Here is a 15,325-nt window from a genome sequence, read left to right on the forward strand (position 1 = left end):
GCAGCCTGGCTAGGCGCAATACGGACTGGGCATGGGGCATTATCGGTTCAATGACGGCAGCGCCATCAAGGGAAAAGGAGGGCGAATCCCCTGCTTTTCCTTTGCTCCCCAGAAACCTTAGCGGGTCTTGCGTGCCTCGGCCTGCTTCACCATCTGCTCGATGGCGCCAAACAGCGACTTGCCGTCATCGCCCAGCATTTCCAGGCGGACAACGTCGCCAAACAGCAGATAAGGCGTGCTGACCACGCCATCGGCGATCATCTCCTGGTTACGTCGCTCAAAAATACTGGAAAATCCCTTCTTGGCTTCCTTGTTGGCGACGCCGCCCGCGCTGACCACGCTGCCGGCGCGCGCGTTGCGCGTCTGGCACAGATGGGCGAGCAGCTGCGGGTAATTGAAGGCCATGTCGGCGCCCGCGTGGGGCTGGCCCGTCAATTTCCCGTTCAGGCTGCAACGCAGCGCATAATGCACCTTGCCGCCGCGCCAGGCATCGCCCAGCTCGTCGGGCGTGATGGCGACAGGCGAGCAAGCCATGGCCGGCTTCGCCTGCAAAAAGCCGTAGCCGCCGGCCTGCTCGTCCGGCGCCAGGTTGCGCAAGGTGATGTCGTTGACCAGCATCAGGAGCTTGATGTTCAGGTGCGCCTGGTCCGGCGTCGAGCCCATGGCCACGTCGTCCGTGATGGCGGCGATGCCGGCCTCGTAGTCGATGCCCCACTGCTCGTGCGCCAGGGCGATCGCATCGTGGGCGCCGAGAAAATCGTCGCTGGCGCCCTGGTACAGGCGCGGCGCCTCGCGCAGATTGGCGGGCGCCTCGCTGCCCGCCGCCTTGCAGGCCCGCTCGATCTGCTGCAGATAGGAGGCGCCGGCCACGCGCAGGCTGCTGCGCGGCAAGGGCGCCATGCAGTTGGCGGGGTCGAACTCGAAGGCGCGATGGCCGCGGCCGCTATTGATGGTCTGGTACAGCAAATCGAGCTGGGGCGCGATGAAACTCCAGTCGTCGAGCGCCTTTTGCAGGGTCGAGGCGATGCCATCGGCCAGGTGGGCCGTTTTCAGGTCGCGCGAGACGACAGCCAGCTGGCCGTCGCGCGTGCCATCGTTCAGGGTAGCTAATTTCATGTGGGAAAAACTTCGTCAAATGCAGGCGATTGGACGCTGAAGACGCCAAAAAGCCGGGACATCCCCGGCTTTGGCGGTCAGCAAGAAGGTCAGGCCAGCAGCGCGATCTGCTCCGGCGTCAGATAGCACCACTCGCCCTCCGCGATGCCCAGCGACTCCAGGGTCAGGCTGCCGATGGCGGAACGGTGCAGCGCGCTGCAATGGTTGCCGGCGGCGGCCAGCATGCGCTTGACCTGGTGGTATTTGCCTTGTTCCAGCACGATTTCCAGCTGGTGCTCGCCGCGCTTGACGCAGACGAGGGCCGCCAGCGGGGCCGGCTCATCGTGCAATTGCACGCCGGCCAATAGCTGCGCCACCAGTTCATCGGTCACCGGTTCCTGCGTGGTGGCCTGGTAAATCTTGGGAACGTGGCGCTTCGGCGACGATTGTGCATGGATAAACGGGCCATCGTCCGACATCAGCAGCATGCCGGTCGTATCGTGGTCGAGCCGGCCGACGGGCTGGACTTCGCGCCAGGTAAACTGTTCCGGCAGCAGGGTCAGCACGCCAGGATGATGGCTGGGCTTGCGCGAGCATTCGAAGTTGGCGGGCTTGTTCAGCGCCAGGTACAGGTGTGCGCGGTACACCCATTCTTCTTCGAACACGTGCAGCACCAGGCCGTCGGTCTCGACGGTGGTGCGGTAATTGGTCTGGGTGACGCCATCGATGACGACATCGCCATCCTCGATCAGGGAACGACAGTATTTACGGGTGCCAAAACCCTGCGATTGCAGGATGCGGTCTAGGGATAATTTACTCATGGGCGTGACTTTACCAGAAGCGGCTGGCAGCGTGAAGCGGCGGCGCGCGCCGCCTGCGCCGGCCGCGGAGCGCGCACTTACCTTGCGCAGGCACAGATATGCCGAAGTGCAAGGTGAGATTTCGATATAAATGGCCAATTCCTTTGAGATATATCAAGCGCTCGGAATATCGCATTGATAGACTGAAACTTCGTTAGGAATCCGCCTAATGCACTTTAGGAATTGTGGCAGTCGCCACCTCTCACAAGGACATCGTATGAAGCATACCGACACCATCGCCTTACAAGGCAGCATCGCCGACATGCGCAAACGCATCGCCGCCGAACAGGCGGCCATGCACAAGGTCAAGCTCGGCGTGGCGCGCTGGCGCAACGCCCCCGCACCGCAGGAGGCGGACGTGCCGCCATCGCCGGCCCGTCAAGCGCAGTGGCATGCCGAGGCACAATGCCATTTCATGTGCTGGCTGGAGCTGGGCGGTTTTGCGCATGCGGATGCGGCAGGCGAAAACGCGGCCGCGCCCGCCATGGCCGATGCACTGCCCGACACCGGCACAGCAACGGCGCCGGCCCGGCAAGCGGCCCCCTTGTCCCTGCCCGCGCACTGCAACGGCTGCGTCGCCTGAGCGGCGCCAGCGGACCAGCCATGCCCTGCCCTTGCATGCTTCTCTTGCCAGCCTGCCCAGACCGTGCAGCACCAGCCAGTCACAACGACAGCCCCATCGAAAACGACGCACAAAAGGAAACGGCGGCATTGCGCCGCCGTTCCCAAGCCCCAACGGGACTTTAGTGAGGAATGTAAATTCACTCAAAACCACATCTGCGATGCGGCGAGTAGTTCCAAGACCTGCCAATCAAGTTAGTACTGACAACATAGTTGATATATCGCCCCTCCTTGAAAAGAACTACGGTTTCACTATAGCCCAAGCAGCCCCTTTTTCAAGCCAATTTACCACCTTATTGAAAATCATTCTCGACTGGATTGCCTGCCAGCCAAGAGTGATGTCCTCAGCGCAACGCCGGTTGTGACTGCTGCACGGCCGCCTTCATGGCGCCGGCGCCCATGGCCGCGCCAAATTTCTTCAGCACCCGCTCCGGCAAGCCCTCATGCTGCGTGTAGTCGACGATGTCTTCCGCCTTGACGACGTCGCGCGCCACGCTGTCGACCGTGCCGAAATCGTCGGCCAGGCCCATTTCCACGGCTTTCGCGCCCGTCCAGTACAGGCCGGAGAAGGTATCGGGCGTTTCCTTCAGGCGCTTGCCCCGTCCCGCGCGCACCACCTCGATGAATTGCTGGTGGATTTCATTGAGCATGCCTTGCGCGTACGCCTTGTGTTTTTCCGTCAGGGGGCTGAACGGGTCCATGAAACCCTTGTTCTCGCCCGCCGTCAGCAGGCGGCGCTCGACGCCCACCTTTTCCATCACGCCCGTAAAGCCGAAGCCATCCATCAGCACGCCGATGGAACCGACCACGCTGGCCTTGTTGACATAGATGCGGTCGGCGGCGGCCGCGATGTAATAGCCGCCCGAGGCGCACATTTCATCGACCACCACGTACAGGGGCTTGTCCGGATAGCCCTTGCGCAGGCGCTGCATCTCGTCGACGATCATGCCGGCCTGCACGGGACTGCCGCCCGGACTATTAATATGCAGCACCACGGCCACGGAACCGGCATCGGAAAAGGCCTTGTCCAGCGCGGGGATGACGACAGCGGCCGAGCCGCTGCCTTCGGACTCGATGGCGCCGCTGATGTCGATCAGGGCCGTGTGGCGGCCCAGGGTTTCGCTGTCGTCGGCCGTGTTGTAGTCATAGAACACCCACAGGGCGAACAGCACGATCAGCAGGCTGAAGACCTTGAAGAAGATGCTCCAGCGGCGGTGCGCGCGCTGCTCTTGCAAAGTGGCAAATACCAGCTTTTCCAGCACCTCGCGCTCCCAGTTCCCCGCAGGGGCGGCGCTGCCGGCGGCTGGCGCGCTGCTGTCCAGCTTGTCATTCGTGTTATCGCTCATGGTTCACTTTGTTTAAATTACAATAAGGCCGATATCCGGCCTCAGGCCGTCAGCGGCTGGACATACTCATCGGGTTGCCAGTACAGCTGGCCGTCGCGTTCGCTCACGGGAATCGGACGCAAGCGGCCGCCCTTGCAGGGACCGCCCGCGCAGTAGCCGCTCTCCGGCACATAGATGGCGCCATGCGTCGAACACATCAGGTACAAGCCGCTGGACTCGAAAAACTCGCCCTCGGCCCAATCGAGTTCGATGGGCACGTGGGCACAGCGGTTCAGGTAGCCATACGCCTTGCCGCCATGGCGCACGACGAAGCCGGTAGTCGCTTCGCCACCGGCCGACACGGGAAAGCGCACGCCCTTGCCCCCATCGGCCACGGCATCGGCGGCACAAATGAATACATCGACAACATCGCTCATCATGCGTGCTCGCTCAGCCATTGATGCAGGTCGGCCACCGTGGGGGCCGAATACAGGGGCTTGCAAGCCTGCAGCTGCTCCACGGGATGCGCCCCATACTCTACGGCAATACTGGCCGCACCGGCATTGCTTGCCATCAACAAATCATGGCTGGTGTCGCCGATCATCACGGTACGGCGCATATCCTGCCCCAGTTCGCGCGTCAGTTCCTGCAGCATGGCCGGATGGGGCTTGGAAAAGGTTTCGTCAGCGCAACGCGTCGCATCGAACAGGGACAGCAGCTTGACGGCATTCAAGGAGCGGTTCAGGCCGACACGGCTCTTGCCCGTGGCGACGGCCAGGAAGTACGCCTGCTGCGACAATTCCTGCAGCATTTCATGTATGCCGGGAAACAGGGCCAGTTCGTGGTCGCGCGACAGATAGTGATAGCGGTAGCGTTCCGCCATGCGCGCATGGTATTTCGGCTCCACGTCAGGCATCACCAGCTGCATGGCTTCCTGCAAGCCCAGGCCGATCACATGCGAAGCCAGCAACTCGGTGGGAATTGGCAAGCCCAGGTCTTTGGCCGAGGCCTGGATGCACTTGACGATGGTCGAGGTACTGTCTATCAGGGTACCGTCCCAATCGAAGACGATCAGATCAAATTGCTTTCTTGCCATGTTTCCCGACGGTATAGCCGCCGGCTCCTTGAGAATGAATGATGGCGACCGACTACCTTGTGAGTAGTCTCGCGCGCACGTTGGATCTTTATCGTGCGGCAACGGCCAATGGTTTGCCCAAGCTTACCAAGAAACGCTCGCATTCGGCAGCCAGCGGCGCATTCAGGGTCATCGTCTTGCCCGTTTCCGGATGCGTAAACGTGATCTGGTGCGCATGCAGGAACATGCGCTTGAGGGCGCCGCGCGTGCTGTCCGCTTTCAGCAGGGCACGGTTGAGGGCAAAGTCGCCATATTTATCGTCGCCGGCGATGGGGAAACCGGACGAGGACAGGTGCACGCGGATCTGGTGCGTGCGGCCCGTCTTCAATTCCGCTTCCAGCAAGGCGAAGTTGTGATATTTATGCAACAGTGAAAACACCGTGTGCGACGCCAGGCCATCGGCCTGCACGGCCACCCGGCGCTCGCCTTCGGCCGTCGTATATTTGTGCAATGGCAACTTGATATGCTGGCGCGCATTCTTCCAGTCGCCGGCCACCAGCACCAGGTAGCGCTTGTCCGTGACGCCGTCGCGCATCTGTTCGTGCAGATTCGTCAAGGCGGAACGTTTCTTTGCAAGCAACAGCAAGCCGGACGTGTCGCGGTCCAGGCGGTGCACCAGCTCCAGGAACTTGGCGTCGGGGCGCGAAGCGCGCAATTGCTCGATCACGCCGAACGACACGCCCGAGCCGCCATGCACGGCCACGCCGGCCGGCTTGTCGATGACGAGCAGCTGCGCATCTTCGAAGATGATCTTGAATTCGGCGGCCGGCGCGCCCGTGGCGGCCTTTTCGGCCACGCGCACGGGTGGAATGCGCACCACGTCGCCGGCGGCGAGACGGTACAACTGATCGATACGGCCTTTATTCACCCGCACTTCTCCCGATCGCAAGATCCGGTAGATGTGGCTTTTAGGCACTCCCTTGCACACTCTTAATAAGTAGTTGTCGATGCGCTGGCCTGCTTCTTCCTCGGCGATCGTGACGAATTGGGCTTGCGGCTGAACCGGGGGTGTTGAAGGGGGAACAACATCATTTTGACTCTTCATTTACTATGTCTTCCCAGAAATCTCTCTAAGTCCTTCATTTTGAATATATAATTGTTTTTGCTGCGGCCCTGGCTGCTGCGAGTGTAAGAATAAAAGCACATTTTACACAGGGGCGTCTCCACCGGCCTCGCCAAATTGCAAATTCGGTGGAAAAAAATGTATATGCACCATCGCTGCGCGAATCAAGGTTGCACCGTAGTTGTAATCGGATAACGCGTGGAGATGCTGAAGTGAGTGTGGGATTATAAGGATAAGTACCCGTTAGCGCGACTTATCGAGTCGGGCTCGCGGGTTGATGAAGTTGATAACGCTTGCCGTTTTCGCCAAACCCCGTATGCGGCCACCTGTGGTTGTCGATGAATAGGCTGAGGCCAAGCCTCGCCATCGCGATCCCTGTAATGAGCCGGCTTACGATTTGGCTCTGAATTTGCTGACCACCTGCATTCTCTGCCCCCGGCATCCGGGCTGTTTCAGATGAGTTGCAGGTGTCCTGTGCACTCGGCATGACGATCGACCTCACCGCGCCTGTTGCGGCCGTAACGTATACCTCGTACGCGTTGTTGCTCCGCACGCTAAGGCATTTCCCCCGCCAGCACTCCCGTTCTCGCATATATCCCTGTACTTCGCCGCTTCCCCGGAAGCGGCTTTGAGATGGCCTACGGGTCGCGGAGTTATAAAAATGAAACGCATGTTGTTTAATGCCACGCAGCAAGAAGAATTGCGCGTAGCGATTGTCGACGGACAAAAACTGATCGACATCGATATCGAGACAGCCGGGCGCGAACAGCGCAAATCCAACATCTACAAGGGCGTGATCACGCGCATCGAGCCATCGCTCGAAGCGTGCTTCGTCAGCTATGGCGAAGACCGCCACGGCTTCCTGCCTTTCAAGGAAGTTGCTCGCACGTATTTCCGCGAAGGCGTGGACGTGCGTAACGCCTCCGTCAAGGAAGCGCTGCGCGAAGGCCAGGAAATCATGGTGCAGGTGGAAAAGGAAGAGCGCGGCAACAAGGGCGCCGCCCTGACCTCGTTCGTCTCGCTGGCCGGCCGCTATCTGGTATTGATGCCGAACAACCCGCGTGGCGGTGGCGTATCGCGCCGCGTGGAAGGTGAAGAGCGCCAGGAATTGCGCGAAACCATGGATAAACTGGACTTGCCGGCTGGCATGTCCGTCATTGCCCGCACCGCCGGCATCGGCCGCAACGTCGATGAACTGCAGTGGGACTTGAATTACCTGATGCAACTGTGGCGCGCCATCGAAGGCGCTGGCAAGTCGGCCAACGGCGCTTTCCTGATCTACCAGGAATCGTCGCTCGTCATCCGCGCCATCCGCGACTACTTCCAGCCCGACATCGGCGAGATCCTGATCGACACCGACGAGATCTACGACCAGGCGCACCAGTTCATGAGCCACGTGATGCCCGACATGGTGCACCGCGTAAAACGCTACAGCGACGACGTGCCGCTGTTCTCGCGCTTCCAGATCGAACACCAGATTGAAACGGCCTACAGCCGCACCGTGCCGCTGCCATCGGGCGGCGCCATCGTCATCGACCACACGGAAGCCCTGGTCTCCGTCGACGTCAACTCGGCGCGCGCCACGCGCGGCTCGGACATCGAGACGACCGCCTTCAACACCAACTGCGAAGCGGCCGAAGAAGTGGCCCGCCAGCTGCGCCTGCGCGACCTGGGCGGCCTGATCGTCATCGACTTCATCGACATGGAAGTGGCGAAGAACCAGCGCGAAGTGGAACAGCGCCTGAAAGATGCGCTGCACCATGACCGTGCCCGTGTACAAATGGGCAAGATTTCCCGCTTCGGCCTGATGGAACTGTCGCGCCAGCGCCTGCGCCCTTCGCTGTCCGAAGGCTCGCACGTGACGTGCCCGCGCTGCTCCGGCACGGGCCACATCCGCGATACGGAATCGTCCGCCCTGCAGGTGCTGCGCATCATCCAGGAAGAGGCGATGAAGGAAAACTCCGCCACCATCCACGTGCAAGTGCCCGTGGACGTGGGCGCCTTCCTGCTGAACGAAAAGCGCGGCGAAGTGCTGAAGATCGAGAACCGCCACCGCATCGCCGTGATTCTGATCCCGAACAAGCATCTGGAAACGCCGCACTACAAGCTGGAACGCATCAAGCACGACGATCCCCGTCTGGAAGACAGCCAGGCCAGCTACAACCTGGCCGAACACGCTGAAACGGACATGGCTTACAGCAAGCGCCAGAAGGAAGAAGCCAAGCCGCGCCAGGAAGCCGTCGTCAAGACGATCACCCCTGACCAGCCTGCACCGCTGGTCGAGCGCAAGCCCGTGGAAGCGAAAGCCGCCCCGGCGCCTGCACCTGCCGCGCCGCAAGGCCTGATCGCCAAGATCATCAGCTTCTTCACCGGCGCTCCGGCACCGGTGGCGCCAGCGCCCGCCCCTGTCGCCCCGGCCAAGCCGGCCGGCGCCGACCGCGGCGACCGCAACAGCCGTGGCCCCCGTGGCCGTGGCCGCAACGGCAAGCCTGGCCGCGAAGAACGCGAACCGGGCCAGGGCCGTCCAGCCCAGGACGATGCCGCGAAAGAAGCGGAAGCACTGGAAAAAGCGGCCCGTCCGCCGCGTCCACCGCGTCCGCCACGCGAACCGCGTGAGGCGCGCGAGAATGGCGACACGGCAGCGGCACCGCGCGAACGCGGCGAACGCCCTGAACGCGCCGAGCGTCCGGAACGTGCGGAGCGCCCGGAGCGCGCCGAGCGTCCGCCACGCCAGCCACGCGAAGGCCGCGAACCACGCGCCGACAAGGCTGTTGTTGCTGAAGTGAAAGCTGAAGAGCTGGCCCTGGTTGGCGCCAGCGCCACTGCCGTCAACGTGGTCGTGCCGTCCAACGGCCCGGCCGCCGATGCCGCACCGGCGAACCTGCTGAAAGCGCCGGCCAATGCCGGTCCGGAAGGCGAAGAGACGGAAAACGACGTGGAAGGCGAAGAACCGCGCCGCCGCCGCCGCCGTGGTGGCCGCAACCGCAACCGCCGCGACCGTGAAACGGGCGAGCTGATCGAATCGGCAAATGGCGAGAACGAAGGCCAGGACGCGCCCGTGATCAGCTTCACGGTGGCGCCTGCCACCGAAGCCGATGCCAGCGCACCGGTCGCCGTCGTGGCTGCCGCCGCCGTCGTGGCCGTCGCTGCCGCGCCAGTCGTCGTGGCTGAAGTGGTCGAAGTGGTGGAAGTGGCCAAGGTCGTGGACATCGCCAAGACCGAAGCAGCCGCTCCTGCCGTTGAAGCTGCGCCTGCGGTTCAAGCTAATCCTGCCGTTGAAGCTGCGCCTGCCGACGTTGCCGAAGCCGCGCCAGCTGCCGCGGTCATCGTGCCGGAAGCCCCGGCCGAAGCCGTCGTTGCTGCAGCGCAAGCTGTACCAGCCGCTGCCGAGCCGGCACCTGCCGCCGAGTACAGCTTTGCCGAGAAAGCCGCCCCAGCGCCAGCGCCGGCGGAAATCATCGTCGAAGCCGTGCCTGTCGCCGTCGTGGCAGCCGCAGCGGTGGTGGAAGCTGCACCGCTGGTCGAAGCCGTCGCCGTGGTCGAGGAAGCCGTTGCGCCAGTGGCCGAAGCGGCACCTGCCGTGGTGGAAGCGCCTGCGGTGGTTGCCGACGTTGCTCCTGCGCCTGCGCCAGCACCGGTAGTTGCTCCTGCGCCTGCTCCGGCCGCGCCGGTCGCCGCGCCGCTGGACTTGAACGCCGTGCTCGGTTCCGCCGGCCTGACCCTGGCGGCCACCGATCCGGAAAAACTGCGCCTGGCGCAGGAAGCGGCGGCCAAGGCTGTCGCTCCGGTACGCAAGCCGCGCGAACGCAAGCCATTGCCGCCGCAATCGGATGAGCCGTTGATCCAGGTCAACACGCAGCGTCCTTAAGCGTGCAGGGTTCGCCCCGCCGCCCATGATGAAAGGGGAAGCTCAGGCTTCCCCTTTTTTATGTCCACTTCTTGCCAGCCAGCCGCCATGCACGAGAACGCCAACCTTCCCCGCCCCGCCCCCGTCAGCCTGCGCAGCGCCTTCTGGTACTGGCTCAAGCTGGGCTGCGTCAGCTTTGGCGGCCCGGCCGGGCAAATCGCCATGATGCATGCGGAACTGGTGGAAAAGCGGCGCTGGATCTCCGAGCAGCGTTTCCTGCACGCCCTGAACTACTGCATGCTGCTGCCGGGACCGGAAGCGACCCAGCTGGCCATCTACATCGGCTGGCTGATGCACCGCACGCGCGGCGCGCTGGTGGCGGGCCTGCTGTTCCTGCTGCCCTCGCTGCTGGTATTGATCGTCCTGTCCTGGCTGTACATGGCGTATGGCCACGTGGGCGCCATCGCCGGCATCCTGTACGGCATCAAGCCGGCCGTCGTCGCCATCGTGCTGGCGGCCGCCTGGCGCCTGGGCCGGCGCACCTTGCGCAGTCCCGGCCTGATCGCCATTGCAGCCGCCGCATTTGTCGCCATCGCCGTGCTACGGCTGCCATTTCCGCTGATCGTGCTCGCCGCCGCCCTGCTGGGCATGGCGGGCGGACATTGGCTACCTGGCCAATTCCACGCAAGCGCCACGGGCCATGGCGGCGCGGCCCGCTACGGCCCCGCCCTGATCGACGACGGCACGCCCACGCCGGAGCACGCGCGCTTCAGCTGGCCCCGCCTGCTGGCCACCTGCGCGCTGGGCCTGGCGCTGGCTTTCCTTGCCTGGCTGGTCCTGGCGCTGCCGGGCGGCGCGGACGGGCCGCTGGCGCAGATGGGCGTGTTTTTCAGCAAGGCGGCGCTGCTGACGTTCGGCGGCGCGTATGCCGTGCTGCCCTACCTGGTGCAGGGCGCCGTCGACCATTACCACTGGATCACGAGCGCACAGATGATGGATGGCCTGGCGCTGGGCGAAACGACGCCCGGCCCCCTGATCATGATCGTCGCCTTCATCGGTTTTGTGGGTGGCTGGAGCCACGCCGCAGGCATCGCCGGCGACCACCTGTGGCTGGCGGGCGTGTGCGGCGCGCTCGTCGCCAGCTGGTTCACCTTCCTGCCCTCGTTCGTCTTCATCCTGGCCGGCGGTCCCCTGGTGGAAGCGTCGCGCGGCAACCTGCGCCTGAGTGCGCCCCTGACGGCCATCTCGGCGGCCGTGGTGGGCGTCATCGCCAGCCTGGCCCTGTTCTTTGGCCGCCATGTGTTCTGGCAAACAAATCCGCTGCCGCACTGGGACTGGCTGGCCGTCGCCATCGCGCTGGCGGCCGGCGTGGCGCTGATCAAGTTTCAAATGGGCACCATCAAATTGCTGCTCGCCTGTGCCATCTTCGGCCTCGTGCTATCGTATCTGCCTTGAACGACCTAATGTAACTAGTAACTGGCAAGTGGCATCACTTTTATGGCTGACAAGATTATCTACCTCGCCGAGGCCCGCAATGGGGTGCCGGCGATTCCCGCGCGGCTGGAAAGCCCCAGCGGCAACGTGGCCGACGGCCTGGGCCGGCCCCTGCACGACCTGCGCATCTCGATTACCGACCGCTGCAATTTCCGTTGCGTGTATTGCATGCCGAAAGACGTGTTCGACAAGAACCACGTGTATCTGCCGCACACGGATTTGCTGTCGTTCGAGGAAATCACGCGCATTGCGCGCCTGTTCGTCGCGCACGGCGTGGAAAAGATCCGCCTGACGGGCGGCGAACCGCTGCTGCGCAAGAATATCGAAAAGCTCGTCGCCATGCTGGCCGCCCTGCGCACGCCATCGGGCCAGCCGCTGGACCTGACCCTGACGACCAACGGCTCCTTACTGGCAAGAAAAGCGCAAGCGCTGAAGGACGCGGGCCTGAACCGGGTCACCGTGTCGCTCGACTCGCTCGACGACGCCACCTTCAAGCGCATGAACGACGTGGACTTTTCCGTGGCCGACGTGCTGCACGGCATCGATGCGGCGCACGCGGCGGGCCTGGGCCCCATCAAGATCAACATGGTCGTCAAGGCCGGCATGAACGAGCAGGAAATCGTGCCCATGGCGCGCCATTTCCAGGGCACGCCCTACATCCTGCGCTTCATCGAATACATGGACGTGGGCGCCTCGAACGGCTGGAACTTGCAGGAAGTCATCCCTTCAGCGGAAGTGGTGCGGCGCATCGCCGCGCACATGCCCTTGCTGCCCATCGACCCGAACTACACGGGCGAGACGGCGGCGCGCTGGCGCTATGCCGATGGCAGCGGCGAAATCGGCCTCATTTCCAGCGTCACGCAAGCGTTCTGCGCCGACTGCAGCCGCGCCCGCCTATCGACCGAGGGCAAACTGTACACCTGCCTGTTCGCCAGCAGCGGCCACGACTTGCGCAGTCTGCTGCGCGGCGGCCGCAGCGATGCGGAAATTTCTTCGGCCGTGGCCCTGCTGTGGCGCGGCCGCGCAGACCGCTATTCGCAATTGCGCACCAGCCTGACGGACTTGACGGGCACCACGCTTGACCATGGCAAAAAGAAAGTGGAAATGTCGTATATCGGCGGCTGAATCGGGCGCAGCGCGCGCCTGCCGCTGCTACCATGGCGCATGCACCAATTTTCCTACCTGACATGATCAACAAACACGACATTACCGGCCTGATCCTGGCTGGCGGCCTGGGCACGCGCATGGGCCAGCGCGACAAGGGCATGCTTCCCCTGCATGGCCAGCCCCTGGCCCGCCACGTGCTGCAGCGCCTGGCGCCGCAAGTGGGCCAGCTGGCCATCAGCGTCCACGCCGATGCCGGAGATTACGCACGCTTCGGCCTGCCCACGTGGCCGGACCTGCTGCCGGGCCAGCTGGGTCCGCTGGCCGGCTTGCATAGCGGCATGCAGCGCGCCGCCACCCAGTACCTGCTCACCGTCCCCTGCGATTCGCCCCTGCTGCCGCCCGACCTGGCAGCGCGCCTGGCCGCCGGCCTCGTCGAACACGATGCCGACCTGGCCATCGCCGTCACCGAGGAAATCGATGCGGCGACGGGAGCGGCCGTGCGCCGCCCCCACCCCGTCTTTTGCCTGGTAAAAACGTCGGCCCTGCCCCAGCTCGATGCATATCTGCGCGGCGGCGAACGCCGCATGCGCACCTGGCACGGTCCCCTGAAGCTGGCCGAAGTGCTGTTCCAGGATGGCGCCCCGTTCGGCAATATCAATACGCCGGACCAGCTGGCCGCCCTGCAGGCGCAGGGCCTGTCCGTGCCGGCGGCGCAAGCCATCCTGGCCGGCACCGTCGCCCCCGTCGCCGAGACCGACGAACTGCCGCTGCCGCAGGCATTCGAGCGCATCCTGGCGGCCGACATCATCTCGCCCATCAGCGTGCCCGCGCACGACAATTCCGCCATGGATGGCTACGCGCTGCATGGCGCCGACCTGGGCGGCGACACGCCCGTGACCCTGGCCGTGGTCGACACCATTCTGGCCGGGCGTCCCGGCACCGTGGCCGTGCAGCGCGGGCAATGCGCGCGCATCATGACGGGCGCCGTCATGCCCGACGGCTGCGACAGCGTGGTGCCGCAGGAGCTGGTACAGCAGGCCAGCGGGCACGCCATCACCATCGCGCCGGACTGCATCCGCGCCGGCGACAACCGCCGCTTCAAGGGCGAAGACTTGATGCAGGGACAGCCGGCCCTGCTGCAAGGCAAGCGCCTGGGTCCGGCCGAACTGGGTCTGCTGGCTTCGCTGGGCATCGCCACGGTGCCAGTGCGGCGCCGGCTGCGCGTGGCCTTCTTTTCCACGGGCGACGAATTGCGCTCGATCGGCGAGCCGCTGGATGCGGGCTGCATCTACGACAGCAACCGCTACACCCTGCTGGGCATGCTCACGCGCCTCGGTTGCGAAGTGCTCGACATGGGCATCGTCAAGGACAATCCGCAAGCGCTGGAAGCGGCCCTGCGCGGCGCCTGCGCGGCGGCCGACGTCATCGTCACTTCGGGCGGCGTGTCCAGCGGCGCGGCCGATTTCACGCGCGACATCCTCGCCCGCCTCGGCGATGTCGCCTTCTGGCAGATCAACATGCGCCCGGGCCGCCCCATGGCCTTTGGCCGGATCGCCAGCGAGGGCGCATCGGCATTGCTGCTGGGTCTCCCCGGCAATCCCGTGGCCGTGATGGCGGCGTTCTATTTCCTTGCGCGCCCCGCCCTGCTGCGCCTGATGGGCGCCGATGCGGACACGGCCAGCCTGCCCCTGCTGCAGGTGGCGGCGCAAGCGCCCATCCGCAAGAAACGGGGCCGCACGGAATACCAGCGCGGCATCGTCGAGCGGGATGCGGATGGCCGCCAGCATGTGCGCGTGACGGGCGCGCAAGGCTCGGGCATCCTGCGTTCGATGACGCAAGCCAATTGCATGATCGTGCTGCACGAGGCGCAAGGCCACGTGGCCGCGGGCGACCTCGTCGATATCGTGCTGTTCCATGGCTTGACCTGATGCAGTACCACCGGCCAGGCTGACGCGCTGGCCGGGCCGCAGTCCACGCTCCGCCACCTGCCCTTTCCCTCCTTTTCCCGACGGCCCGCCCTGTGCGGGCCGCTCGCATTGCCCCTCCACAATCAATTTCCCCTGCGCAGCAAGTGCCCGCCTATCGAGATAAAAATATTAATTATTTCCCAAAACAACATAACAACAAACACAACACAAATTGTAATTATTTTATTTATTTGTTGATACTACAATTTCTTCGGTGATAACATCTGGACTCACACAAGAGTTCAATTTTGATATTGTTTTCCCGAGGAAACTAGCGATGAGACATAGCGCATGGATCGCGGGCGCCGGCATGCTGGGAGCGGCATTCCTGCTGGGCATATTGTCCGCAGCGCCGCTGCCCGCCTACGCCAAAGGGGCCCCACGGGCCGACGTACTGGAACACTGCAGCTGGAACCGCCCGGGGGCCGACCCGTTCATGGGCGATGTGGTTGCCGCCGTGGACCGGTATCCCGACATCGCGCCGCAGGTGCGCGAACAGTTGAAGGCGCGCATGCGTGCGCGCCAGTACGATGAAATCGTGGTGATCAGCCGCGACGCCATCCGCGGCAAGGGCAATTACGCTGCGCGCATCAGCGACATGCATTTCGGGCCGGGCCGCGTCTGCCGCAATGTGACGCGCTCAGGCTGGAGCGAGCAGATGCAGGAAAGGGGACTCGTGTACTGCGTGCAGGGCGCCTGCATCCTCGTGCCCACCGTGTGCCGCAATGTCAGCCGCATCACGCAGGCGGCGGTAGCCGGACCGCGCGGCGCCGGCGCTGGCGGGCTGCCGGGCGGCGGTGCGCCAGGCGGC

Annotated in this window: 12 protein-coding genes; 6 read left to right on the forward strand and 6 right to left on the reverse strand. The window is 64.1% G+C overall.

Translation table 11 applies throughout. The features are described 5' to 3' along the window. Positions 1 to 117 precede the first annotated feature (117 nt). Positions 118 to 1,116, reverse strand: a complete 999-nt coding sequence (locus tag GCN74_RS24480) for a fumarylacetoacetate hydrolase family protein (RefSeq protein WP_152259077.1) — start codon at positions 1,114 to 1,116, stop codon at positions 118 to 120. An 89-nt stretch (positions 1,117 to 1,205) separates the two neighbouring features. Then, the gene (locus GCN74_RS24485; protein ID WP_152259078.1) at positions 1,206 to 1,916 is read right to left on the reverse strand and encodes a pseudouridine synthase; all 711 of its coding nucleotides are present in this window, start codon (positions 1,914 to 1,916) and stop codon (positions 1,206 to 1,208) included. A gap of 256 nt (positions 1,917 to 2,172) precedes the next feature. On the opposite strand from GCN74_RS24485, the gene GCN74_RS24490 reads away from it, so the two are divergent. Then, positions 2,173 to 2,538, forward strand: coding sequence for a hypothetical protein (locus GCN74_RS24490; protein ID WP_152259079.1), 366 nt, complete (start codon positions 2,173 to 2,175; stop codon positions 2,536 to 2,538). 382 nt (positions 2,539 to 2,920) lie between these two features. On the opposite strand, the gene GCN74_RS24495 is transcribed toward GCN74_RS24490, so the two are convergent. The 4 genes from GCN74_RS24495 to GCN74_RS24510 form a co-directional block, all read right to left on the reverse strand. Beyond that, entirely contained in the window at positions 2,921 to 3,922 is a 1,002-nt protein-coding gene (locus tag GCN74_RS24495) for a S49 family peptidase (RefSeq protein ID WP_152259080.1), read from the reverse strand. A 41-nt stretch (positions 3,923 to 3,963) separates the two neighbouring features. Beyond that, positions 3,964 to 4,341, reverse strand: coding sequence for a Rieske (2Fe-2S) protein (locus GCN74_RS24500; protein WP_193317236.1), 378 nt, complete (start codon positions 4,339 to 4,341; stop codon positions 3,964 to 3,966). Then, positions 4,338 to 4,997 carry an HAD-IIIA family hydrolase gene (locus GCN74_RS24505; protein WP_152259081.1) on the reverse strand — a complete coding sequence of 220 codons (660 nt, stop codon included), beginning with the start codon at positions 4,995 to 4,997 and terminating at the stop codon, positions 4,338 to 4,340. The genes GCN74_RS24500 and GCN74_RS24505 overlap by 4 nt, the downstream gene beginning before the upstream one ends. A gap of 88 nt (positions 4,998 to 5,085) precedes the next feature. Then, on the reverse strand, positions 5,086 to 6,081 hold the full coding sequence (locus GCN74_RS24510; protein ID WP_077407877.1) for an RluA family pseudouridine synthase: 996 nt from the start codon (positions 6,079 to 6,081) through the stop codon (positions 5,086 to 5,088). Positions 6,082 to 6,760: 679 nt separating this feature from the next. Here GCN74_RS24510 and GCN74_RS24515 point away from each other — a divergent pair. The 5 genes from GCN74_RS24515 to GCN74_RS24535 all read left to right on the forward strand — a co-directional run. Next, positions 6,761 to 9,967: an Rne/Rng family ribonuclease gene (locus tag GCN74_RS24515; protein WP_152259082.1), complete on the forward strand. Its 3,207-nt coding sequence runs from the start codon at positions 6,761 to 6,763 to the stop codon at positions 9,965 to 9,967. An 87-nt stretch (positions 9,968 to 10,054) separates the two neighbouring features. Beyond that, complete coding sequence (chrA, locus tag GCN74_RS24520) at positions 10,055 to 11,401, forward strand: chromate efflux transporter (RefSeq protein ID WP_152259088.1); 1,347 nt, start codon at positions 10,055 to 10,057, stop codon at positions 11,399 to 11,401. Positions 11,402 to 11,443: 42 nt separating this feature from the next. Next, positions 11,444 to 12,565, forward strand: coding sequence for a GTP 3',8-cyclase MoaA (gene moaA / locus GCN74_RS24525; RefSeq protein WP_152259083.1), 1,122 nt, complete (start codon positions 11,444 to 11,446; stop codon positions 12,563 to 12,565). Between the two features lie 62 nt (positions 12,566 to 12,627). Next, positions 12,628 to 14,475: a gephyrin-like molybdotransferase Glp gene (glp, locus tag GCN74_RS24530; RefSeq protein WP_226939201.1), complete on the forward strand. Its 1,848-nt coding sequence runs from the start codon at positions 12,628 to 12,630 to the stop codon at positions 14,473 to 14,475. A 316-nt stretch (positions 14,476 to 14,791) separates the two neighbouring features. Continuing rightward, positions 14,792 to 15,325, forward strand: a 534-nt coding sequence (locus GCN74_RS24535; RefSeq protein ID WP_193317237.1) for an MHFG family PEP-CTERM protein, incomplete at its 3' end; no start/stop codon positions are given.

Source organism: Janthinobacterium sp. FT14W, from assembly GCF_009208755.1.
Taxonomy (GTDB): Bacteria; Pseudomonadota; Gammaproteobacteria; order Burkholderiales; family Burkholderiaceae_D; genus Janthinobacterium; species Janthinobacterium violaceinigrum.